This window comes from Kitasatospora sp. NPDC029367 (assembly GCF_055569135.1).
The window spans coordinates 57,559-80,595 of the sequence record NZ_JBVHYH010000031.1 but is presented as its reverse complement, the minus strand read 5'-3'; the positions used below and the strand labels follow the sequence as shown (position 1 = coordinate 80,595).

Here is a 23,037-nt window from a genome sequence, read left to right as displayed (position 1 = left end):
CCGGGCGTGGCGGTTCCAGCATCCGTACGGCTCCGTCCGCATCGCGACCCCCGGCGATCCGCCGGTGGCCGCCCCGCCGGGCCGGACATCCGCCGGGCGGACGGCGGTCCCGGAAGAAGAGGTTCGACCAAACACCCCTCGACCACGTACACTCGCTGCTCGACGGCCCACCGAAAAAGACCGGAGCTTTCACCGCCTGTACAGACAGCGGGGGGAGATGCGGTAGGTTGGTCGCCACCAGGGGCCGCGAGGTTCCGTAGGGCAATAGCTCAATTGGTAGAGCACCGGTCTCCAAAACCGGCGGTTGGGGGTTCGAGTCCCTCTTGCCCTGCTGCTTGATCCGTATTCAGCCCGTTCGCTCCACAGAGCGAGCGGGCTTGATGCGGAAAGGGCACCGATCAGCACCGCTTAAGCCGACCGCTCGTGCCTGAAACGGGTACGCAGGTGATGTTCGGCCGGACCCGGATTCAGGTGAGGACGAGTGACGGAGACCACGGGCTCCACCGCAACGCCTGAGAGCGGCAACCCCGAGGGGACCGACGGCGCTGCCGAGACCGCTGCTGTCGAGGGCGACAAGACCTCCGGCAAGCAGAAGAAGTCCGGCAAGCGGGCCAAGAAGGGCCTCTTCGCGCGGATGGGCCTGTTCTACCGCCAGATCATCGCGGAGCTCCGCAAGGTCGTCTGGCCCACCCGGAGCGAACTCACCAACTACACCGCGGTCGTGGTGACCTTCGTCGTGGTCGTGATGGGCTTCGTCTACGGTCTCGACTACGGCTTCGCCAAGCTGAGCCTCTTGGTCTTCGGCTGATCGAGCCCCCACCTCCGACCCACCTCCCGACCCGGGCCGAATCATCGGTCCGGGTCGAGCTGTCGGCGGCGGACGTACGCGCGCGTACCGTGGACTCGGTACTGTTGAAGTCTCCGAGACCTCTCCTGGCGCCCGCGCGAGCGGCTGCGCGCCGGTCCGGTTCCGGAGCGCGCCACCTTCACCATCTCCAGGAAAGAAGCAGCCACCGTGTCTGAGTCCCCCCTGTACGACGCCGACGAGACCGTCCGCGAGGCGGATGTCGCCGCCGAGCTGGACGCGGCCGAGCTGGCTGTCGACGCAGAGTCCGCCGAGCAGGTCGTCGACGCCGTGGACAGCGACGAGGACGAGGTCGAGGCGTACGACGAGGCCGAGGCCGGCGAGCCCGCCGAGGAGGCCGCGCTGCACGTGGAGGTCGACGAGGAGCTCGCCACCGAGGAGTCCGCCGACGAGGAGCCGACCGAGGCCGAGGCCGTCGAGGACGAGCCCGCCGAGGCCGAGGTCGAGGTCGACCCGGTCGCCAAGTTCCGCGAGGACCTGCGCTTCATGCCGGGCGAGTGGTACGTGATCCACACCTACGCGGGCTACGAGAACCGGGTGAAGCAGAACCTGGAGCAGCGCGCCGTCTCGCTGAACGTCGAGGAGTACATCTTCCAGGCCGAGGTGCCGCAGGAGGAGGTCGTCCAGATCAAGAACGGCGACCGCAAGACCATCCGGCAGAACAAGCTCCCCGGCTACGTCCTGGTCCGCATGGACCTCACCCCGGAGTCCTGGGGCGTCGTGCGCAATACCCCCGGTGTCACCGGCTTCGTGGGCAACGCCTACGACCCGTACCCGCTGACCCTGGACGAGGTCGTCAAGATGCTCGCCCCGGACGTCGAGCGCCAGGCGGCCAAGGAGGCCGGCAAGCCCTCCCCGGTCAAGCCGAGCGAGATCCAGGTCCTGGACTTCGAGGTCGGCGACTCGGTCACCGTCACCGACGGCCCGTTCGCGACCCTCCAGGCGACCATCAACGAGATCAACCCCGACTCGAAGAAGGTCAAGGGCCTGGTCGAGATCTTCGGCCGGGAGACCCCGGTCGAGCTCTCCTTCGACCAGATCCAGAAGAACTAGTCACACGGTCTTCGGATCCGGGGCGGCGGCCGACGGCCTCCGCCCCGAATCCGTTTTGGTCCAGCGGCGCAGACGCGTTAGCCTGGCCTGATGTGTGTGCTGGCGACCGGGTGTCGCCCCGGTCCGCACGCACCAGCAATCACCTCTCGGAAGGACCCGGAGAGACATGCCTCCCAAGAAGAAGAAGGTCACGGGGCTTATCAAGCTCCAGATCAACGCCGGCGCGGCCAACCCGGCGCCGCCGGTCGGCCCCGCGCTGGGCCAGCACGGCGTCAACATCATGGAGTTCTGCAAGGCCTACAACGCTGCGACCGAGTCGCAGCGCGGCATGATCGTGCCGGTGGAGATCACGGTCTACGAGGACCGTTCCTTCACCTTCATCACGAAGACGCCGCCGGCCGCGCGCCTCATCCTGAAGGCTGCCGGTATCGACAAGGGCTCCAGCGAGCCGCACAAGACCAAGGTCGCCAAGCTCACCAGCGCCCAGGTCCGCGACATCGCCACCACCAAGATGCCCGACCTGAACGCCAACGACCTGGACGCGGCGGAGAAGATCATCGCCGGCACCGCCCGGTCGATGGGCATCACCGTCGAGGGCTGATCAAGCCCACCGTCCCGTCAGGGGCAAACCGGCTCAGCCGTCCCTGTGGTAGGGCCTGCGCAGGCCCGTCGAATACCACAACTCCAATCACCATTCAGGAGCAGCAGTGAAGCGCAGCAAGGCTCTGAAGGCCGCGGACGCCAAGGTCGACCGCGAGCGCCTTTACGCCCCCCTCGAGGCCGTCCGCCTCGCCAAGGCGACCAGCACCACCAAGTTCGACGGCACCGTCGAGGTCGCCATGCGTCTGGGCGTCGACCCGCGCAAGGCCGACCAGATGGTCCGCAGCACCGTGATCCTCCCGCACGGCACCGGTAAGACCGCTCGGGTCCTGGTCTTCGCGACCGGCGAGCGTGCCGAGGCCGCGCGTGCTGCGGGTGCCGACATCGTCGGCTCCGACGAGCTCATCGACGAGGTCGCCAAGGGCCGCCTCGACTTCGACGCCGTCGTCGCCACCCCGGACCTCATGGGCAAGGTCGGCCGCCTGGGCCGCGTGCTCGGTCCCCGTGGCCTGATGCCGAACCCGAAGACCGGCACCGTGACCCCGGACACCGCCAAGGCTGTGAACGAGATCAAGGGCGGCAAGATCGAGTTCCGCGTCGACAAGCACTCGAACCTGCACTTCATCATCGGTAAGGCCTCCTTCACCGACGAGCAGCTGGTCGAGAACTACGCCGCCGCGCTGGACGAGGTGCTCCGCGCCAAGCCGTCCGCCGCCAAGGGCCGCTACATCAAGAAGACCGCGTTCTCGACCACCATGGGCCCCGGCATCCAGGTGGACCCGAACCGCACCCGCAACCTCCTCGTCGAGGAGGACCCGGCCGCGGTCTGAGCCCCAGTGCTCTAGAGCTGTCCGTACGACGGGCCCGCACCCCCTTCACCGGGGGTGCGGGCCCGTCGTCGTTCCCCGGGGCGGCGCCCGGCGGGGGCGGCGGCGGAAACGGTTGCGGGATCGGAACACGGGGGGATGGGAACGGTTGATCGAGTCGTCGTACGCTCTGCCGGTCAGATCATGTGGAGAACCTGTGACCGCCGGAGTGTGCCGTGCCGCCCGCCCTTCGCCCCGCCGCGCTCGCGGCGGCCCTGCTGCTGCTCGGCACCACCACCGCCTGCAGCCTGCTGGCCGCCCCGGGGACCCGCGTCCCCGGTGAGCCGGCGCCGATCCCGCCCAAGCAGGTGGTGCTCGCGGCCGCCCAGGCCCTGGACGACGCCGGCGGCGCCCGGATCGACCTGGTGCGGGAGGGCCCGGACGGTCGGCGCAGCGCGAGCGGCACCCTGGTCTGGGGCGACCGGGACGAGGCCGCGCTGACCGTCACCGACGAGCTGGGCACCGGGCGGCTGTCCCTCCGGGACGGCGCGCTCGACCTCACGTACCAGGGCGGCGCGGCCAAGCACGCCGAGCGCGCCACCGCGGAGTCGGCCGACCCGGCGGCCGGCAGCGGCTCCGGCGGCTACGCGGGCGGCTGGATGACCGCGCTGGTCACCAACCCGGGCAGCCGGGCGTACGCGATCGCCCAGACCGACCGGCTCGGCTCGCTCGGCGCCGAGCAGCTCGCCGGGACGACCGTCGTGCACTACCAGGGCTCCGCCCCGGTGGCCGACTACTTCGGCGCGGACCGGGAGTTGGACCCGCAGCAGCTCGCCGCGGTGGTCGGCTGGTACCGGCAGCGCGGGGTCGGCGAGATCGGGTACGACGTCTGGGTCGGGCCCGGCCCGCGGCTGATGAAGCTCCGTGAGACGGCCCGGGGGAGCGCCGGGACGACCGTGACCACGACGGACGTCACCGCCCCCGGGGCGGGGGAGACGACCCCGGCCGCGGCCGGCTGACGGGAGGGGATATCCGGTGCGGATCGGCCCCGGCCATCCGTTAGAGTCCGGCTGAGAAGAAGCCGATGATCGGCTCTTCCGAGGAACTCACGGGGGGTACACCCATGCGCGCTGTCCGTCTCGCCGCCACCGTCGCGACCGCCGCCGTCCTGCTGGCCGGCGCCACCGCCTGCGGCAGCAAGGGCGGCGACACCAAGAGCGCCGCCGACAGCAAGGGCGCCACCGACGGCAAGGACGCGGCCGCGGCCGCGGCCGGACTTGCCGCCGACCCGAAGGCCGCGCTCGCCGCCTCCGCCCTGGTGATGCAGAAGGCCGGCAACGGCAAGGTCGCCTTGACCTCCCCGGACGCCTCCAGCCCGAGCGGCAGCGGCAGCGCCGACTGGAAGGACCCGGGCAAGGTCTCCGTGGACGTGTCCAGCGACATGGACGGCAAGAAGCTCAGGATCCGGGCGATCGGGGCCGACACCTACATCGGCGGCGACGACACCACGGCCACCGCCCTCCAGGGGAAGCACTGGGTCAAGGTGCCCGCCTCGGAGGAGATGGGCAGCGCCTTCGTGGTGATGGGTCAGATGGTCAACCCGGTCTCCCAGCTCACCATCGCGGCCGCGAGCGGCAAGCTCAGCAAGGTCGGCCAGGAGGCCGTGGACGGCGTCCAGACCACCCACCTGCGGGCCGTCGAGGACACCGCCACCCTGGTGGCCGGGATGACCTCGCTCACCGCGGAGCAGCGCCAGGCCGTCCAGAAGACGCTGGAGGAGGACGGCAAGACCCTCACCATCGACTTCTGGCTGAACGACAAGCAGGAGCTGGTGAAGTACCAGGAGTACGGCGACACCAACGGCGCGTCCAAGGCCGTCACCGTCAAGTACTCCGACCTCGGCAAGGGCGACAAGATCGAGGCCCCCGCCGCCGGTGACCTGGGCTCCCAGGCCGACCTGCTCAAGCTGTTCGGCTGATCCGGCCGAACTCCCGCACCGAACTCCCGCACCGAACGCCGCACCGACCACCGGCTACCACCCCGGGCGCCTCGCGTGCCCGGGGGTTCCGCAGCTGACGCCGGCCCCTGGCCCGGCCGATCAGGTGGACGGGGCGGGGGTCGCCACCGGCCGGGCCCGGTCCGGGTGGCAAGGTGGGCCCGGTGAGAGAGGAACGGACGATGGCGCGACGGCAGCGGCTGGCGGCGGTGGCCGTGGTCGCCGTGCTCGCGAGCGGCCTGACCGGCTGCGGGGGCGGGGACGCACCCGCCACACCCTCGGCCGGCGCCAGCGCGAGCACCACCTCCGCCACCGCCGCCACCCCGACCTGGCCGGCCAAGCCGACCGACCGGTCCCCGCACGGCGTGCTGCTCTCCGCCCAGCTGACCATGCAGACCGCCCGCCGGGCCAAGGTCAACTACCGGCTGGGTGCGGACGCCGGCTCCGGCTCGCTGTTCTGGGCCCCCAAGACGGCGGCCCAGCTCAAGCGCTCCACCCCGGGCGACGCCGAGCAGCTGATCGTCGTGGACACCGTCGGCTACCAGGGCGGCGGCGCCGCCACCGCGGCCAGGAACGGCGGCAAGCACTGGGAGCGCTTCGCCGTCCCACCCGACCCGGACGGGCACAAGGCGGTCCCGTACGCGGGGCTGCTGGACCTGCTGAACCCGGTCGAGGCGCTGGCCGCGGCCACCGCGGACGGGGCGGAGCCGGCCTTCGTCGGCGAGGAGAAGTTCGAGGACTCCACCGTCGAGCACTACCGGGTGACCACCACCGCCGAGAAGTACGCGGCGGCCCAGACCCAGCTGCCGCAGGCCCGCCGGGACGGCCTGCGGGCCGCGCTGGCCCCCGGCGGCTCGCTGGAGCTCACCCTGGACCTCTGGCTGAACGACAAGGACCAGCTGGTCCGGCTGCAGCGCACCGGGAACGGGGACAGCGGCCGGGCGGACGACTCGGTGATCTACTCCGACCCGGCCGGCCCGCTGCTCTCGGCCCAGGCCCCGGCCGAGACGGACACCGTGGACACCGGCGTCCGGACGGTCTCCCCGCTGGCCCGCTGAGCCGGACGGGCCCCTCGGAGCCCGCTCGGGACCCGTCCCGGTTCACCCGTCCGAGGGCGATTTGCGTCGTCCGGACGAGTCCGGTTACTGTTGCCGAAGCCAAAGACCGCTGGTTGTCGCCGCGCCCCCGTCAGGGAGCCGGCGGCCGAAGGATCTGCGCTTCGTCGCAGGCAGCCCGCGCAGGTGTGTCTGGAGCTTCGACTTCCGGGTCCCGCGTTCGCGCTGGTGTCCGTTGAGGTCGCTACGAGCCCCGTGCGCCTGCGCACCGGGGCTCATTGCATTTCTGCAGGAGCTTTCCTTCCGTCCGGCCGGTTCGAGGTGTGAATGGTCGACTTTCGCGGTCGGCCGGACTTCGACATCACGGAAGGAGGCGTAAGCCTATGGCCAGGCCCGACAAGGCTGCCGCCGTCGCCGAGATCACGGACAAGTTCCGCGGCTCCTCCGCGGCGCTGCTGACCGAGTACCGCGGTCTCTCGGTGAAGCAGGTCAAGACCCTGCGTCGCTCGCTCGGCGACAACGCCGAGTACGCCGTGGTGAAGAACACGCTGACCAAGATCGCGGCCAACGAGGCCGGGATCTCCGAGCTCGACGACCTGTTCAACGGTCCGACGGCTGTTGCCTTCGTCACCGGTGACCCGGTGGAGTCGGCGAAGGCTCTGCGTGACTTCGCCAAGGAGAACCCCGCTCTCATCATCAAGGGCGGTGTCCTTGACGGTAAGGCGCTGTCCGCCGATGAGATCAAGAAGCTCGCGGACCTCGAGTCCCGCGAGGTGCTGCTCGCCAAGCTGGCGGGTGCCCTGAAGGCCAAGCAGTCCCAGGCTGCCGCGCTCTTCCAGGCCCTGCCGTCGAAGCTCGTCCGCACTGTGGACGCGCTGCGCGACAAGGTCGAGCAGGGCGGTGCCGGTACGCCGGCTCCCGCCGCCGAGGACGCGGCCGCCGAGTAATTCGGCAGGCTCACGCCTCGCTGCGGGCCCGTACGCCCGCCATCCCGTACATCCGGCACCACCTGCCGATTTAGTGGAAGGACGCCAATCATGGCGAAGCTGTCCCAGGACGAGCTGCTCGCGCAGTTCGAGGAGCTCACCCTCATCGAGCTCGCTGCCTTCGTGAAGGCCTTCGAGGAGAAGTTCGACGTCACCGCTGCCGCCCCGGTCGCCGTTGCCGCCGTTGGTGGCGCCGCCGGTGGCACCGAGGCCGCTGTCGAGGAGCAGGACGAGTTCGACGTCATCCTCGACGCCGCCGGTGACAAGAAGATCCAGGTCATCAAGGAGGTGCGCACCCTGACCTCCCTCGGCCTGAAGGAGGCCAAGGACCTCGTTGACACCGCTGGTGCCAAGGTCCTGGAGAAGGTTGCCAAGGACGTTGCCGAGAAGGCCAAGGCCGCCCTCGAGGGTGCCGGCGCCAAGGTCACCGTCAAGTGACTTCTCGCCCCCTCTGAGGGGGCCTGAGGCCGGGCCGATCACCCTTGCGGGTGGTCGGCCCGGCCTTTTGCGTTCCCGGGCCCGCCGCCTTCCCCGCCCGCCTTCCCCGCCCGCCCTCCCGCCGCCCCGGGCCGGACGACCACCGGTGTGGCCGATCGCGCACTCGGTACTGTCGGCGGCGAGGAGTATGGTGATCACCGTCATCGACGGTGGCCCCCACCACGGCTTCTGTAACGCCGGAGGGGTTCGGGCCGATGAACGGGTCGAGGTCCGCCCCGCCGGCGGGCCCTTGACGAACCCGGCGAGGCGCGCGATTCTCAAGGCGCGAGTCCGCCCGGTTGGTTCGCCGCTGGATGCATAACCAGCGGCTCGGGCGGGAAATGACTCCACGTGAGTTAGAGCAGTACCCGGTGGGCGCCCGCGCCCCCGGCTACCGGGAGGAGTCTCCGATTCGGTTTCCGAATCAGAGCTGGACAGCAGTGTCGCCTTTGGCTACACTGTCCCTTTGCGCTGCCTGTTAGCTGCTCCGTGACTCGTCGCCCGGAGTTTGCGTTGCCCTGAAGGGGTCTGGCACCGCCTCCGCAAAGCGGCTCTGACCTGGGGTTTCGACCCCGGCGGAGGCCGGCTGCGAGGGAGGCGGAATCCAGGCTCAAGCAGGCCCGGCTGGTACGCGCGTAGTGAGCTCCGAGCCCTCGGAAGGACCCCCCTCTTGGCCGCGCCGCGCAACGCCTCGAACAATTCCGCCGCATCCACCGCCCCGCTCCGCGTCTCGTTCGCGAAGATCAAGGAGCCCCTCGAGGTCCCGAACCTCCTGGCCCTGCAGACCGAGAGCTTTGACTGGCTGCTCGGCAACGCGGCCTGGAAGTCCCGGGTCGAGCAGGCGCTGGAGTCTGGTCAGGATGTCCCCACCAAGTCCGGTCTGGAGGAGATCTTCGAGGAGATCTCGCCGATCGAGGACTTCAGCGGGTCGATGTCCCTGACCTTCCGCGACCACCGTTTCGAGCCGCCGAAGAACTCCATTGACGAGTGCAAGGACCGCGACTTCACGTACGCGGCCCCGCTCTTCGTCACGGCCGAGTTCACCAACAACGAGACCGGTGAGATCAAGTCTCAGACGGTCTTCATGGGCGACTTCCCGCTCATGACCCACAAGGGCACGTTCGTGATCAACGGCACCGAGCGTGTCGTCGTGTCGCAGCTCGTCCGCTCCCCGGGCGTGTACTTCGACTCCACCCTGGACAAGGTGTCCGACAAGGACATCTACTCCTGCAAGGTCATCCCCTCGCGTGGTGCCTGGCTCGAGATGGAGATCGACAAGCGCGACATGGTCGGCGTCCGCATCGACCGCAAGCGCAAGCAGTCCGTCACCGTGCTGCTCAAGGCTCTCGGCTGGACCAACGAGATGATTCTCGAGGAGTTCGGCGAGTACGAGTCGATGCGCAACACCCTGGAGAAGGACCACACCCAGGGCCAGGACGACGCGCTGCTGGACATCTACCGCAAGCTGCGTCCGGGCGAGCCGCCGACGCGCGAGGCCGCGCAGACGCTGCTGGAGAACCTGTACTTCAACCCGAAGCGCTACGACCTGGCCAAGGTCGGTCGCTACAAGCTGAACCGGAAGCTGGGCAACGCCGAGTCGCTGGACTCCGGCGTGCTCACCGAGCCCGACATCATCGGTGCGATCAAGTACCTGGTGAAGCTGCACGCGGGTGAGACCGAGTGGCGTGACGAGACCGGCCGCGACATCGTGGTCGAGGTCGACGACATCGACCACTTCGGCAACCGCCGCCTGCGCAACGTCGGCGAGCTCATCCAGAACCAGGTCCGTACGGGTCTCGCCCGTATGGAGCGCGTCGTGCGCGAGCGCATGACCACCCAGGACGTCGAGGCGATCACGCCGCAGACCCTGATCAACATCCGGCCGGTCGTCGCCTCCATCAAGGAGTTCTTCGGCACCAGCCAGCTGTCGCAGTTCATGGACCAGACGAACCCGCTGTCGGGCCTGACCCACAAGCGTCGTCTGTCCGCCCTCGGCCCCGGCGGTCTCTCCCGTGAGCGCGCCGGCTTCGAGGTCCGTGACGTGCACCCCTCGCACTACGGCCGCATGTGTCCGATCGAGACCCCGGAAGGCCCGAACATCGGTCTGATCGGGTCGCTGGCCTCGTACGGCCGGGTCAACGCCTTCGGCTTCATCGAGACCCCGTACCGCAAGGTCGTCGACGGTGTCGTCACCGAGAAGGTGGACTACCTCACCGCCGACGAGGAGGACCGCTACGTCATCGCCCAGGCGAACGCCCCGCTGACCGCGGACCTGCACTTCGCCGAGCCCCGCGTCCTGGTCCGCCGCCGCGGCGGCGAGATCGACTACATCCCGGGCTCCGAGATCGACTACATGGACGTCTCGCCGCGCCAGATGGTGTCGGTCGCGACCGCCATGATCCCGTTCCTCGAGCACGACGACGCCAACCGCGCGCTCATGGGCTCGAACATGATGCGCCAGGCGGTGCCGCTGCTGAAGAGCGAGGCCCCGCTGGTCGGTACCGGCATGGAGTACCGCTGCGCCGTCGACGCCGCCGACGTCATCACCGCCGAGAAGTCCGGCGTGGTGCAGGAGGTCTCGGCCGACTACGTCACCGTGGCGAACGACGACGGCACGTACACCACGTACCGCGCCGCCAAGTTCACCCGCTCCAACCAGGGCACCGCCTTCAACCAGAAGGTGCTCGTGGACGAGGGCGCCCGGGTCGAGGTCAACCAGGTGCTGGCCGACGGCCCGTGCACCGACGAGGGCGAGATGGCCCTCGGCAAGAACCTGCTCGTGGCGTTCATGTCGTGGGAGGGTCACAACTACGAGGACGCGATCATCCTGTCGCAGCGCCTCGTGCAGGACGACGTCCTCTCCTCGATCCACATCGAGGAGCACGAGGTCGACGCCCGTGACACCAAGCTCGGCCCCGAGGAGATCACCCGGGACATCCCGAACGTCTCCGAGGAGGTCCTCGCGGACCTGGACGAGCGCGGCATCATCCGGATCGGCGCCGACGTCGTCACCGGTGACATCCTCGTCGGCAAGGTCACCCCGAAGGGTGAGACCGAGCTGACCCCCGAGGAGCGCCTGCTCCGCGCGATCTTCGGCGAGAAGGCCCGTGAGGTCCGCGACACCTCGCTCAAGGTCCCGCACGGTGAGTCCGGCAAGGTCATCGGCGTCCGCGTCTTCGACCGCGAAGAGGGCGACGAGCTGCCCCCGGGCGTCAACCAGCTGGTCCGCGTCTACGTGGCCCAGAAGCGCAAGATCACCAACGGTGACAAGCTCGCCGGCCGTCACGGCAACAAGGGTGTCATCTCCAAGATCCTTCCGGTCGAGGACATGCCTTTCCTCGAGGACGGCACCCCGGTCGACATCATCCTCAACCCGCTGGGTGTCCCGTCCCGAATGAACCCGGGACAGGTCCTGGAGATCCACCTCGGGTGGCTCGCCAAGCAGGGCTGGGACGTCTCCGGCCTCGCCGACGAGTGGGCCCAGCGCCTCCAGGCGATCGGCGCCGACCAGGTCGCCGGTGGCACCAACCTCGCCACCCCGGTCTTCGACGGCGCCCGCGAGGACGAGATCACCGGTCTGCTGGACAACACCACCCTCACCCGTGACGGTGAGCGCCTGGTGAACTCCACCGGCAAGGCCCGCCTGTTCGACGGCCGCTCCGGCGAGCCGTTCCCGATGCCGGTCTCGGTCGGCTACATGTACATCCTCAAGCTGCACCACCTGGTCGACGACAAGCTGCACGCCCGGTCGACCGGTCCGTACTCGATGATCACCCAGCAGCCGCTCGGTGGTAAGGCGCAGTTCGGTGGTCAGCGCTTCGGTGAGATGGAGGTGTGGGCCCTCGAGGCGTACGGCGCCGCGTACGCCCTGCAGGAGCTGCTCACCATCAAGTCCGACGACGTGCTCGGCCGCGTGAAGGTCTACGAGGCCATCGTCAAGGGCGAGAACATCCCCGAGCCCGGCATTCCCGAGTCCTTCAAGGTTCTCATCAAGGAAATGCAGTCGCTCTGCCTCAACGTGGAGGTGCTGTCCTCGGACGGCCAGTCCATCGAGATGCGGGACTCCGACGAGGACGTCTTCCGCGCCGCCGAAGAGCTCGGCATCGACCTGTCCCGGCGCGAGCCGAGCAGCGTCGAAGAGGTCTGACGGAGGTCGGGCCGGCTGCCCCGAGCAGCCGGCCCGCCCCCAGGCCCCCCTCAGACCACAGACAAACTCTCGAATCACGAAAGAGGGCTTGACGACCAGTGCTTGACGTCAACTTCTTCGACGAGCTCCGCATCGGCCTGGCCACCGCCGACGACATCCGCCAGTGGTCGCACGGCGAGGTCAAGAAGCCGGAGACCATCAACTACCGCACCCTTAAGCCCGAAAAGGACGGCCTCTTCTGCGAGAAGATCTTCGGCCCGACCCGGGACTGGGAGTGCTACTGCGGTAAGTACAAGCGCGTCCGCTTCAAGGGCATCATCTGTGAGCGCTGCGGCGTCGAGGTGACCCGCGCCAAGGTGCGCCGCGAGCGGATGGGCCACATCGAGCTGGCCGCCCCGGTCACCCACATCTGGTACTTCAAGGGCGTGCCGTCCCGCCTCGGCTACCTGCTCGACCTGGCGCCGAAGGACCTCGAGAAGGTCATCTACTTCGCCGCCTACATGATCACCTGGGTCGACGACGAGCGCCGCCAGCGCGACCTGCCGTCCCTGGAGGCGCACGTCTCGGTCGAGCGTCAGCAGATCGAGAACCGCCGCGACTCCGACCTCGAAGCCCGCGCCAAGAAGGCCGAGTCCGACCTGGCCGAGCTGGAGGCCGAGGGCGCCAAGGCCGACGTGCGCCGCAAGGTGCGCGAGGGCGCCGAGCGCGAGATGAAGCAGCTGCGCGACCGCGCGCAGCGCGAGCTCGACCGCCTCGACGAGGTGTGGGCCCGCTTCAAGAACCTCAAGGTCCAGGACCTGGAGGGCGACGAGCTGCTCTACCGCGAGCTGCGCGACCGCTTCGGCACCTACTTCTCCGGCTCGATGGGCGCCGCGGCCCTCAAGGACCGCCTGGAGACCTTCGACCTGGCGGAGGAGGCCGAGCGCCTCCGCGAGATCATCCGCACCGGCAAGGGCCAGAAGAAGACCCGTGCGCTCAAGCGCCTCAAGGTCGTCTCCGCGTTCCTGCAGACCAGCAACAAGCCCAACGGCATGGTGCTGGACTGCGTCCCGGTCATCCCGCCGGACCTGCGTCCGATGGTGCAGCTGGACGGTGGCCGCTTCGCGACCTCCGACCTGAACGACCTGTACCGCCGCGTGATCAACCGCAACAACCGCCTGAAGCGCCTGCTCGACCTCGGTGCCCCCGAGATCATCGTGAACAACGAGAAGCGCATGCTCCAGGAGGCCGTCGACGCGCTGTTCGACAACGGCCGCCGCGGCCGTCCGGTCACCGGCCCGGGCAACCGCCCGCTCAAGTCCCTGAGCGACATGCTCAAGGGCAAGCAGGGTCGTTTCCGTCAGAACCTGCTCGGCAAGCGAGTCGACTACTCGGCCCGTTCGGTCATCGTCGTCGGCCCGCAGCTCAAGCTGCACCAGTGCGGTCTGCCGAAGGCCATGGCGCTGGAGCTCTTCAAGCCGTTCGTGATGAAGCGCCTGGTCGACCTGAACCACGCGCAGAACATCAAGTCGGCCAAGCGCATGGTCGAGCGTGCCCGTCCGGTCGTGTGGGACGTGCTCGAAGAGGTCATCGCCGAGCACCCCGTGCTGCTGAACCGTGCGCCCACCCTGCACCGCCTCGGCATCCAGGCCTTCGAGCCGCAGCTGGTCGAGGGCAAGGCCATCCAGATCCACCCGCTCGTCTGCACCGCGTTCAACGCGGACTTCGACGGTGACCAGATGGCCGTCCACCTGCCGCTCTCCGCGGAGGCGCAGGCCGAGGCCCGCATCCTGATGCTGTCCTCGAACAACATCCTCAAGCCGGCCGACGGTCGCCCCGTCACCATGCCGACCCAGGACATGGTGCTCGGCCTGTTCTTCCTGACCTCGGACCGCGACAACGTGAAGGGCGCCGGCCGCACCTTCTCGTCGACCGCCGAGGCGATCATGGCCTTCGACGCCCGCGAGCTGGACGTCCAGGCCCCGATCGAGCTGCGCCTGGCCGCCGGCACCGTCCCGCCCCGTGGCTGGACCCCGCCGGTGGACGAGGAGGGCCAGTCGACCTGGTTCGAGGGCGAGCCCTTCCGCCTGAGCACCACCCTGGGCCGCGCGCTCTTCAACGAGCTGCTGCCCGAGGACTACCCGTTCGTCGACTACGAGGTGGGCAAGAAGCAGCTCTCCGCGATCGTCAACGACCTGGCCGAGCGCTACCCCAAGGTCGTCGTCGCGGCGACCCTGGACAACCTCAAGGCGGCCGGTTTCCACTGGTCGACCCGCTCGGGCGTCACCGTCTCGATCTCGGACGTCATCGTCCCGCCGAGCAAGCCCCAGATCCTCGAGGGCTTCGAGGCCAAGGCCGAGAAGGTCCAGAAGCAGTACGAGCGCGGTCTGATCACCAACGACGAGCGCAAGCAGGAGCTCGTCGGCATCTGGACCCAGGCGACCAACGAGGTCGCCGAGGCCATGGCCGCGAACTTCCCGAAGACGAACCCCATCTTCATGATGGTCGACTCGGGTGCTCGTGGAAACATGATGCAGATGCGTCAGATCGCCGGTATGCGTGGTCTGGTGTCCAACGCCAAGAACGAGACCATCCCGCGACCCATCAAGGCGTCGTTCCGTGAGGGTCTCACCGTGCTGGAGTACTTCATCTCCACCCACGGTGCCCGTAAGGGTCTGGCCGACACCGCCCTCCGTACCGCCGACTCCGGCTACCTCACCCGTCGTCTGGTCGACGTCTCCCAGGACGTCATCATTCGCGAGGAGGACTGCGGCACCGAGCGCGGCCTCAAGCTGTCGATCGGCAACGTGGGCGCCGACGGCGTGCTGCGCAAGGCCGACGACGTCGAGACCAGCGTGTACGCCCGCATGCTCGCCGAGGACATCACCGTCGACGGCAAGCTGCTCGCCACCGCCAACACCGACCTCGGTGACGTGCTGATGGACGAGCTGATCCGCCACGGCGTGTCCGAGGTCAAGGTCCGCTCGATCCTGACCTGTGAGTCGGCCGTCGGCACCTGTGCCTTCTGCTACGGCCGTTCGCTGGCCACCGGCAAGCTGGTCGACATCGGTGAGGCGGTCGGCATCATCGCCGCCCAGTCCATCGGTGAGCCCGGCACCCAGCTGACCATGCGTACCTTCCACACCGGTGGTGTGGCCGGTGACGACATCACCCAGGGTCTGCCGCGTGTCGTCGAGCTCTTCGAGGCCCGCACCCCCAAGGGTGTGGCCCCGATCTCCGAGGCCACCGGCCGCGCGCGGATCGAGGACACCGAGAAGACCCGCAAGATCGTCATCACGCCGGACGACGGCACCGACGAGATCGCCTACCCGGTCTCGAAGCGTGTGAAGCTGCTCGTCAGCGAGGGCGAGGCGGTCGAGGTCGGCCAGAAGCTGACCATGGGTGCCACCAACCCGCACGACGTCCTGCGCATCATGGGCCAGCGCGCCGTCCAGATCCACCTGGTCGCCGAGGTCCAGAAGGTCTACAACTCGCAGGGTGTGTCGATCCACGACAAGCACATCGAGATCATCATCCGGCAGATGCTCCGCCGCGTGACGATCATCGAGTCGGGCGACGCCGAGCTGCTCCCGGGCGAGCTCGTCGAGCGCGGCCGCTTCGAGACCGAGAACCGTCGTGTGGTCTCCGAGGGCGGTCACCCCGCCTCCGGCCGTCCGCAGCTGATGGGTATCACCAAGGCCTCGCTGGCCACCGAGTCCTGGCTGTCGGCCGCCTCCTTCCAGGAGACGACCCGGGTCCTCACCGACGCGGCGATCCACGCCAAGTCGGACCCGCTGCTGGGCCTCAAGGAGAACGTCATCCTCGGTAAGCTCATCCCGGCCGGTACGGGTCTGCCCCGCTACCGCAACATCCGGGTCGAGCCGACCGAGGAGGCCAAGGCCGCGATGTACTCGGCCGTCGGCTACGACGACTACGACCTGTCGCCCTTCGGCGCCGGCTCCGGCCAGGCGGTTCCGCTGGACGACTACGACTACGGCCCGTACACCGGCTGAGTCACGCGTCACTGATCGCAGGGCGGTCACCCCTCACGGGGTGGCCGCCCTGCGGCGTTTCCCGGCCGGTGTCTCCGGCCCTACCGGGCCGGGGTGGCCGCGGCCGCGCGCCAGTCCTCCAGCCGGCGGATCCGGGTGTGGGTGTCCGGATGGCTGGACAGCAGCCGCTGGCCCAGGCCCGGGCGGACGGCGCGGCCCCCGTTCTCCCGCGCGGCCGCCGCCAGGGCCTCCTCCTCGTCCCGCAGGAAGCCGTGGAAGACCTCGATCATGGCGTCGGCGAAACCGAGTTCGGCGGCCTGGACGTCCGCCCGCAGCTCGGAGCGGCGGCCGACCGCGGCCAGCAGGTACGGCGTGACCAGGACCAGCAGCAGCGGCGGGAAGGAGACGGCCACGGCCACCACCAGGACCACCGCGACCAGCCCGACCACGAGGGCGCCGAGCAGCGAGAACACCGAGGCGATCCGGAACGCGAGGACCGCGGCGATCCGGAACACCACCCAGGCGATCCGGGCCGGCATCGAGTACCAGTAGCCGAGCAGGGTCGCCCAGGCGTGGCCGCCGCGGTGGTGACCGAGCTCGTGGGCGAGCACGGCGGCCAGCTGGGCGTCGGGGAGGGTCTCCAGCGCGTACCGGGTGACGCCGACGATGTGGCCGGCGGCCGCGGTGGCGTTGACGGCCTTGTGGTCCTCGATCCACAGGTCGTACGTCTCCGGGTTCACCCCCGCCTTGGCGGTCACCTGGTGCCAGATCGGCTCCAGCCTGGTCAGCTCGGAGTGCAGTGCCGGACGCATCCGGAACAGGTAGCGGGCGAGCACCTTCTCGGTCGGGCGGTGGAAGACCAGCGCGCCGGAGGCGAGCCAGAGGCCGATCAGCACCAGGTTGAGCGGCTCGGGGAGGAACACCGAGAGCAGCGTGACGACCAGCAGGCTGCACAGGAAGTGCGGCAGCTGGAGCAGCAGTTGGCCGACCGCGGTGGCGTCGGCGCCGCGCTGGCGGGCGGCCAGGTGGATCCGGCCGGTGTGCGGGTCGATGTCGACGGTGGGGTCGAGGACCGGCGGCCGGGGCGGGGCGGGCGGCGGGGCGAAGCCCTGGGCGGGGATGTGCGGGGGGTGCTGGGGGTGCCGGGGCTGGGGCTGCTGGGGCGGAGGAGCGTACTGGGGCGGGACGGTGGTGGGGTACTGCGGCGGGGCGGGCGGCTGCGGGGCGGGCGCGGGGTACGGGGGCGGCGGCGGGGGAGTGGCGGCCGGGTACGCGGGCGGCGCCGCCGTCGGGTACTGCGGGGCGGCCGTCGGGTGCTGCGGTGGGACGGTCGGGTGCTGTGGTGGGGCGGCCGTCGGGTACTGCGGCGGGGCACCGGGGTACTGCGGCGGTGTGGCGTCCGGGTAGGTCGGTTCGGTCATGGCGGGGTCCTCGGGGACGGGACGCGCGCACGGCGGCGTCCGTACGGTGACGGGCAAGGGCAGGACGGTGCTGAGCGGTGCTGAGCGGTGCGGGACGGTGCTGGACCGCCCCGGAGGGCGGTCAGCCCAGCAGCAGGGCGGTGACCAGCGGGAACAGGCCGGCGCCGAAGGCGAGGATGCCGACCCGGACCCAGGAGTGCTTCCGCGCGGCGATCAGGCTGTTCTCCGCGAGCGCGGCGCGGACGGCCTCGGCGGCCAACCGCTCGGTGTCGGCCAGGGCTTCGGTGAGCAGCCCCTGTTCGGCGGCCAGCCGGATGTCCCCGAAGTAGCCGAGCGGGCGGCCCGGGCGCCAGGTGCTGCGCCGGAATCGGGGCAGCACCGCGAGCAGCAGCGAGACCAGGGAGACGGCGATGCCCAGGCCGCCCAGGGCCAGCAGCGCCTTCGCCGCGCCGGAGAGCTGCTGCGGCGCCCAGCCGGTGCTGGTGAGCAGGCCGCCGAGCACCCCGACGATCACGCCGAGGGCGGCCACCAGGACGGCCGCCTTGCTGTCCGCGCGGGCGATCTCGGTGCGCAGCTCGGCGAGCAGGGCGGCGCCCGGCGGCGGGGCTACCGGGGCGGTACCGGCGGAGGCGGACACGGCGGGACTCCTCGGGTTCACCGGGACGACGGAGGGTTCGGGCCCTTGTCGAGCCGGGGCGTACCCGGGCTCGAAGGCCGGTGGCGCAGGATCGCTTCGAGCGCGGCCTTCGCCTCCTGGCGCGGGCCCTCCAGCTCGAACTCCTCCAGGCCGTTCTGGTCGAGCAGCCGCTGGATCACCTGGAGCTGGCCCTGGACCAGCTCCTGCTGCTCCTCCTTGAGGTAGCCGAGCGCCCGGGGCAGGTCCTCGGGGTGGGCGGCCACCTGGAGGGCCCAGGCGTCCACCCCGCCCTGCTCCAGGTGGTACTGGTAGAACTTCGCCTTCGCGGCGAGGACCTCGTTCGCCTCCTGGACCTGCCGGAGGGTGTACGGGTGGGCCTGGGTGTCGAAGTGGTAGCCGCGCAGCCGCTCCTTCTGCTCGCGGGCGGCCTGGTCGATGTCCAACTGGACGGTGCAGCGCACCCGCAGGCCCTCGGCCTCGGCGACCGGGTGCCCGTCCAGCTCCTCCTGGACGGCGGCCTCGGCCTCGCCGCTCCGGTCGGTGGAGAGGTGCCGGGTGACGGCCCGCATCCGCTGCCGGATCCGCGGGACCAGCAGCGCCGGGACGTCGCGGATCCGGCTGGCCACGACCAGCTCCGCGGCCGACACCTGCCAGTCGATCTCCACCACGGCCTCGAAGGCGCCGACGTCGTCCCGGCCGGGCAGCCGCTCCTCGGCCCGCAGGTGGTGCAGGCCGAGGTCGACCTCGTACGCGGCCTGGTAGTTGCGGCCCACCAGGTCGCTGAACCCCGGGCGGTGCGGCGGGAGGTAGACCTGGTGCTCACCGGACGGGGTGGTCAGGACGAGGGCGGAGTCGGCCCGGGCGGCGGGGCGCTTGGGCAGGCCGAGCGCGCGGCCCAGCGGGTGGACCGTCAGGACCGGGTCTGTCAGGTCTCCGGTGGGGAGGTCGGGGCGGTGTCGTGCCGACATGCGCGGGTGCTCCAGGATCGGGACGGATCGGACGGTGCTGTTTCAGCTGCCGGGCAGCGCCGTGGTTGCCGGGCCGCCGGCGCGTACGGTGCGGACCAGGTGGTCGAGCCGCTGGCGGTCGCGCTCGGTGACGGCCAGGTCGTCGAAGAGTTCGGTGAGCCGGGCGGTGGTCCCGGGCTGGTCGGCGGCGCCGATCAGCCAGCCGCGCAGCACACCCAGGGCGGCATCGCGGTAGTGCGGGTCCTCCAGGGCCGTGCGCCACAGGGCGACCAGGAGCGCCCGGACCGGGGCGGGCTCCTCGGGCGCGGGCAGCACGGTGACGCTGTGCACGCTCCCCGGTTCGGGGCGCGGGCTCCGGGCGTACCAGTCGAGCAGCAGCGGCCGGCCCACGACGGTGTCCTCGGTGCGCTGCGCGGCGGTCAGGAAGGCGGCCAGGGCCAGCTGCCGCAGGGCGGCCGGTCCGGAGAGCCAGCGGACCAGGGTGCGCAGGGTCAGCTCGGCCTCGGCGGAGAGCAGCATCAGCTCGGCCGCTTCGAGCAGTCCGAGTGCCTGGTGGCGGTCGGGCTGCTCGGACGGCTGCGCACCGGGCCGGAACCCGGCGGCCAGCTGGTCGAGCTCGCCGGGGGTCAGCCGCTCGGCGGCCAGGGCGAAGGCCTCCAGGGCCTGGGCGGGCAGCAGCGGGCCGAGCAGGGCGTAGCAGCGGATGGCGGTCCAGCGGCGGCGGGCGTTGTCGTCCCCGGCCCAGCCGCGCAGGATGCGCGGGACGGCGCCGGTGCCCGCGTGGTAGGCGAGGGCGAGGCTGTTGGCGGCCTGGAGGCAGAGCCGGAAGTCCTTGGCGCCGGACCAGGGGCCGAGCAGCCCGCTCATGGTGGCGGAGAGGTCGACGGAGGCCAGCAGGGCGGTGGTGGAGGCCACCCGGGTGCGGACCAGGGCGCGGGAGTCGGTGGCCAGGGCGTTCAGCCAGCCGGTGATCGCGGGGCGGGCGGAGGGGTGGCCCGTCCAGACCTCGCGCAGCAGGGTGGGGGAGGTGCGGGGGTCCAGGAAGGAGGCCATCCGCTGGGGGACCGGGCCCCAGGGGGTCTGCTCGGTCTCCTCGGTGAGTTCGGCCCGGGCGAGGGCCATGCGGTCCTCGATCGAGCTGCCGAACGGCGGGATGCCGTCCGGCTCCCCGGCGGTCCGGATGGTCTCCAGGCGGCGGAACAGCGAGTCAGCGCACTCGGCGGCGAGGGTGTAGGGGGCGTGGTCGAAGACGGCCAGGGAGATCAGGAAGGCCTTCTCGTGGAGGGGGAGCTTGTCGTCCCCGAACCAGCGGCCGACCTTCTCCTGGACGGCGCCCCGACCGAAGTCGGCGAGGTCGGCGGGCCTGCCGGTCTGCGGCGAGTAGGCGGCCAACCTGACGGCGAACTCGGCGATCTCCCGGATCGGCGGGTACTTGGCCAGGAACCCCTCGACGGGCTCCAGGGTGAGCAGTTCCTCGACGGGGACGCCGTCGTCCCGCAGCGCCCGCAGATGGGCGCCGAGGACGAGCCCCGGGTCGGGCGGTAGCCAGCCGACGGTGGGGAGTTCACGGATCGTGTGGGCGTGGGTGGTGGTGATGACCAGGTAGCCGTCCTGCTTGGCGAGGGTCTCGCGCAGGCGGTCGAGGTCGGAGCGGAGCAGCGGGCGGGTGCGGGAGGCCGTGTAGTCGGTGAGCACGTACCCCTCGGCCCGTTCGACGCCGTTGAGCAGTGCGGTGGGCGTGACATCCGGGTCCAGGTTCCGGATCCGCTCGCTGCCCAGCTGCCGCAGCAGCATCAGCGCGGCGGAGCGACGGCCGGTGTCCGCCCGGCCGGTGAGGATCAGCACCCGGTGCTCGCGGAGATGTGCGAGGGCCTGGTCGAAGGCCGGTCCGGGTTGGAAGACCTCGGCCAGGGCGGTGAGTTCAACGGTCGGGACCAGCCCGGAGGCGTGCAGGGCGGCCCCGCCGAGCTGGTAGATCGTGGTCTTGTGGCCGGTGACGACGTCGCCGTGGACCTGGCCGCCGGAGACGGTGTGCTGGTCGCCGCCGATCAGGCTGCCGCCGAAGCCGGGATTGCCGCCGGCGAAGAGGTAGTTGCGGCCGGCGAAGGAGTCCGGGACGTGCTCCAGGAGTTCCTGGACGGCCTCCACGGCGTTCTGCGGGTCCTCGGGCGGGGTTTCCTGGAGGCCGTCCTCCTGCTCCGCGGCCTCCGCCTCGGGGGCGGCGGTCATCGGTCGCCGCCGATGGTGTTGCCGGTGTTGACGTCGCCGTGGACCTGGCCGCCGGAGACGGTGTGCTGGTCGCCGCCGATCAGGCTGCCGCCGAAGGTCGGGGTGCCGCCGAGGAACTGGAAGCTGGCGGCGCCCTGGGGAGCGGCGGCCGGGGCCGGGGCCTGGGCGGCCGCCGGGGCCGGGGCCGGGGTCTGGGCCTGGGTCTGGGCGTCGGACGGGGCGCCCACCGGTGCGGGGTCCGGGGTGCCGGGGGCGGGTTCGCCGTGCAGCCAGGCCGGGAACTCGCCCTCCTTGCCCTGGACGGTGACCCGGTGGAACGCCTCCGGCGCCAGGCCGCCGTGGCCGTGCCGGACGATGCCCTGGTAGAGCGCGTCCGACACGGCGAGGACGCAGGGCCCGTCGCGGTGCCGGAGGGCCTCCCGGAGCGGGGCCGAGTCGAGCAGTCGGAAGGCCTGGTTGAGGTCCCAGCCGACGGCGCCGCCGAGGGCTCCGCCGAGTTCCTGGACGGCGACCTCGCCGGAGGCGAGCACGATCCGCAGCCGTACCCGGGCGCTGGCGGCCGCGAGGCGGTTGTTGGCGTGCAGCAGGGTGGGGGTCTCGTTGATCAGCGCGTGCAGCAGTCCGGTCTTGGGGACGGTGGCGCTGATCAGGGCCATCACCGAGTCGCCACGGTCCTCCAGGCGCTGTTCGGCGGGTTCGACCCCGGCGCTGCGCAGCGTCTCGTGCAGGACGGCGTAGAGCATCCGGCGCATGAAGGCCTGCTCGACGTCGTCCCGTCGGCCGAACTGTTCGATGTCCAGCAGCAGGATGGTGTGGTTCACCGGATCGGTCATGGTCGCCTCTCGATTCGTCATCGGCCTCAGCCTGCCCGTGCCGGGCAGGTCGGCGTGAGCGCCGTTGCGGTACTCGCTCTGTGACGGTGTGCACAGAACATCTGCGCGGGTCAGCGGAGTTGGCCGGGCCTCCGGAGCAGGTCGGGGCGCGCGATGACCAGGGAGCGGCGGCTGGTGACGACGATGCCGCGGTCCCGCAGGGACTTGAGCAGGCGGGCGACGGCCTCGCGGGAGGCGCCGACGGAGCCGGCGAGTTCCTGCTGGCTGAGCGGGACGGAGACGACGATGCCCTCGGCGGTGCGGCGGCCGTGGGTGCGGGCGAGTTCCAGCAGGAGGTCGGCGAGGCGCTCGCTGACGCTGAGCGAGGCGGACTTGAGCCGGTGGTGGTCGGCGGCGCGCAGCCGGTCGGTGGAGAGCGCCAGGAGCTGCATCGAGGCGGCGGGGGTGTTCCGCAGGTAGGCGGTGAAGGCGGCGCGGTCGACGGCGGTGGCCGAGACCTGCTCCAGCGCGGTGACGGTGGCGGCCCGGGGCCGGCCGCTGAGGGCGGCGGACTCGCCGACGATGTCGCCCGGTCCGCGCAGGGCGAGCAGGGCCTCGTAGCCGTTCTCGGCGAGGGCGGTCACCTTGAGCCAGCCGTGCAGGACGAGCAGGACGTGGTCGGACGGTTCGCCCTCGCGCAGTGCGGTGGAGCGGGCCGGGTAGTCGAGCCGGTGGCCGAGGGCGAGCAGGGCGGTGCGGTCGGCGTGGTCGAGCCGGGCCAGGAAGGGCACGCGGTCGTCCAGGCCGTGCCCGGTCGCGGGACCTGGTCCGCCGGGCGGGGTGTTGGCCATTGCCTGATCAGCCCTCGTCGGTTTCGCCTTGGCGCGGTCGGGCTCCGGAACGCCGAGCGCGGGCAAACAAGCTACCGGCGGAGCGGCCGCGGCGCTGGTGAATCCGTGAAATCCCCGGCCCTCCGGCTCCCCTCCCCCGCACGGGGGAGGGACGGGAACCGCT

Annotated in this window: 17 protein-coding genes and 1 tRNA gene; 12 read left to right on the top strand and 6 right to left on the bottom strand. The window is 70.8% G+C overall.

What is annotated here, in order from left to right; genetic code table 11:
• Positions 1–258: 258 nt before the first annotated feature.
• The 12 genes from ACZ4W5_RS19085 to ACZ4W5_RS19030 all read left to right on the top strand — a co-directional run bounded on the left by ACZ4W5_RS19085 (position 259) and on the right by ACZ4W5_RS19030 (position 15,977).
• Positions 259–331: transfer RNA gene (locus ACZ4W5_RS19085), tRNA-Trp, on the top strand.
• Between the two features lie 150 nt (positions 332–481).
• On the top strand, positions 482–808 hold the full coding sequence (gene secE / locus ACZ4W5_RS19080) for a preprotein translocase subunit SecE (RefSeq protein ID WP_360226154.1): 327 nt from the start codon (positions 482–484) through the stop codon (positions 806–808).
• 207 nt (positions 809–1,015) lie between these two features.
• The gene (nusG, locus tag ACZ4W5_RS19075) at positions 1,016–1,918 is read left to right on the top strand and encodes a transcription termination/antitermination protein NusG (protein WP_465655673.1); all 903 of its coding nucleotides are present in this window, start codon (positions 1,016–1,018) and stop codon (positions 1,916–1,918) included.
• 166 nt (positions 1,919–2,084) lie between these two features.
• A complete protein-coding gene (gene rplK / locus ACZ4W5_RS19070; RefSeq protein ID WP_360226157.1) occupies positions 2,085–2,519 on the top strand; it encodes a 50S ribosomal protein L11 in 435 nt (144 codons plus the stop codon).
• Between the two features lie 106 nt (positions 2,520–2,625).
• The gene (rplA, locus tag ACZ4W5_RS19065; protein WP_355669608.1) at positions 2,626–3,348 is read left to right on the top strand and encodes a 50S ribosomal protein L1; all 723 of its coding nucleotides are present in this window, start codon (positions 2,626–2,628) and stop codon (positions 3,346–3,348) included.
• Positions 3,349–3,560: 212 nt separating this feature from the next.
• The gene (locus ACZ4W5_RS19060; protein ID WP_465655670.1) at positions 3,561–4,343 is read left to right on the top strand and encodes a hypothetical protein; all 783 of its coding nucleotides are present in this window, start codon (positions 3,561–3,563) and stop codon (positions 4,341–4,343) included.
• 104 nt (positions 4,344–4,447) lie between these two features.
• Positions 4,448–5,302, top strand: coding sequence for an SCO4651 family lipoprotein (locus ACZ4W5_RS19055; RefSeq protein WP_360226163.1), 855 nt, complete (start codon positions 4,448–4,450; stop codon positions 5,300–5,302).
• A 200-nt stretch (positions 5,303–5,502) separates the two neighbouring features.
• On the top strand, positions 5,503–6,378 hold the full coding sequence (locus ACZ4W5_RS19050) for an SCO4651 family lipoprotein (protein WP_465655668.1): 876 nt from the start codon (positions 5,503–5,505) through the stop codon (positions 6,376–6,378).
• 380 nt (positions 6,379–6,758) lie between these two features.
• A complete protein-coding gene (gene rplJ, locus ACZ4W5_RS19045; protein WP_350503606.1) occupies positions 6,759–7,322 on the top strand; it encodes a 50S ribosomal protein L10 in 564 nt (187 codons plus the stop codon).
• Positions 7,323–7,412: 90 nt separating this feature from the next.
• A complete protein-coding gene (gene rplL / locus ACZ4W5_RS19040; protein WP_465655666.1) occupies positions 7,413–7,799 on the top strand; it encodes a 50S ribosomal protein L7/L12 in 387 nt (128 codons plus the stop codon).
• Between the two features lie 709 nt (positions 7,800–8,508).
• Positions 8,509–11,985 (top strand): DNA-directed RNA polymerase subunit beta, encoded by a 3,477-nt coding sequence (gene rpoB / locus ACZ4W5_RS19035; RefSeq protein ID WP_350503604.1) that lies wholly within the window; start codon positions 8,509–8,511, stop codon positions 11,983–11,985.
• Between the two features lie 98 nt (positions 11,986–12,083).
• Positions 12,084–15,977, top strand: coding sequence for a DNA-directed RNA polymerase subunit beta' (locus ACZ4W5_RS19030; protein ID WP_360226172.1), 3,894 nt, complete (start codon positions 12,084–12,086; stop codon positions 15,975–15,977).
• 80 nt (positions 15,978–16,057) lie between these two features.
• Here ACZ4W5_RS19030 and ACZ4W5_RS19025 read toward each other — a convergent pair whose 3' ends face one another.
• From ACZ4W5_RS19025 to ACZ4W5_RS19000, 6 genes are all read right to left on the bottom strand, one after another.
• Positions 16,058–17,377 (bottom strand): M48 family metalloprotease, encoded by a 1,320-nt coding sequence (locus ACZ4W5_RS19025; RefSeq protein ID WP_465655664.1) that lies wholly within the window; start codon positions 17,375–17,377, stop codon positions 16,058–16,060.
• Positions 17,378–17,498: 121 nt separating this feature from the next.
• Positions 17,499–18,014 (bottom strand): Pycsar system effector family protein, encoded by a 516-nt coding sequence (locus ACZ4W5_RS19020; RefSeq protein ID WP_360226178.1) that lies wholly within the window; start codon positions 18,012–18,014, stop codon positions 17,499–17,501.
• 17 nt (positions 18,015–18,031) lie between these two features.
• A complete protein-coding gene (locus tag ACZ4W5_RS19015) occupies positions 18,032–18,982 on the bottom strand; it encodes a hypothetical protein (protein ID WP_465655662.1) in 951 nt (316 codons plus the stop codon).
• 42 nt (positions 18,983–19,024) lie between these two features.
• Positions 19,025–21,211: a hypothetical protein gene (locus ACZ4W5_RS19010; RefSeq protein WP_465655660.1), complete on the bottom strand. Its 2,187-nt coding sequence runs from the start codon at positions 21,209–21,211 to the stop codon at positions 19,025–19,027.
• Positions 21,208–22,065 carry a PAS domain-containing protein gene (locus tag ACZ4W5_RS19005; RefSeq protein WP_465655659.1) on the bottom strand — a complete coding sequence of 286 codons (858 nt, stop codon included), beginning with the start codon at positions 22,063–22,065 and terminating at the stop codon, positions 21,208–21,210. The genes ACZ4W5_RS19010 and ACZ4W5_RS19005 overlap by 4 nt, the downstream gene beginning before the upstream one ends.
• A gap of 89 nt (positions 22,066–22,154) precedes the next feature.
• Positions 22,155–22,874, bottom strand: coding sequence for a Crp/Fnr family transcriptional regulator (locus ACZ4W5_RS19000; protein ID WP_360226190.1), 720 nt, complete (start codon positions 22,872–22,874; stop codon positions 22,155–22,157).
• Positions 22,875–23,037: the final 163 nt, after the last annotated feature.

What these genes read in the sequence shown, in the direction of transcription:
- rplK (WP_360226157.1), top strand. Translation starts at nt 2,085, where the DNA reads ATGCCTCCCAAGAAGAAGAAGGTCACGGGGCTTATCAAGCTCCAGATC.
- ACZ4W5_RS19055 (WP_360226163.1), top strand. Translation starts at nt 4,448, where the DNA reads ATGCGCGCTGTCCGTCTCGCCGCCACCGTCGCGACCGCCGCCGTCCTG.
- ACZ4W5_RS19050 (WP_465655668.1), top strand. Translation starts at nt 5,503, where the DNA reads ATGGCGCGACGGCAGCGGCTGGCGGCGGTGGCCGTGGTCGCCGTGCTC.
- rplJ (WP_350503606.1), top strand. Translation starts at nt 6,759, where the DNA reads ATGGCCAGGCCCGACAAGGCTGCCGCCGTCGCCGAGATCACGGACAAG.
- rplL (WP_465655666.1), top strand. Translation starts at nt 7,413, where the DNA reads ATGGCGAAGCTGTCCCAGGACGAGCTGCTCGCGCAGTTCGAGGAGCTC.
- ACZ4W5_RS19025 (WP_465655664.1), bottom strand. Translation starts at nt 17,377, where the DNA reads ATGACCGAACCGACCTACCCGGACGCCACACCGCCGCAGTACCCCGGT.
- ACZ4W5_RS19015 (WP_465655662.1), bottom strand. Translation starts at nt 18,982, where the DNA reads ATGTCGGCACGACACCGCCCCGACCTCCCCACCGGAGACCTGACAGAC.
- ACZ4W5_RS19010 (WP_465655660.1), bottom strand. Translation starts at nt 21,211, where the DNA reads ATGACCGCCGCCCCCGAGGCGGAGGCCGCGGAGCAGGAGGACGGCCTC.
- ACZ4W5_RS19005 (WP_465655659.1), bottom strand. Translation starts at nt 22,065, where the DNA reads ATGACGAATCGAGAGGCGACCATGACCGATCCGGTGAACCACACCATC.
- ACZ4W5_RS19000 (WP_360226190.1), bottom strand. Translation starts at nt 22,874, where the DNA reads ATGGCCAACACCCCGCCCGGCGGACCAGGTCCCGCGACCGGGCACGGC.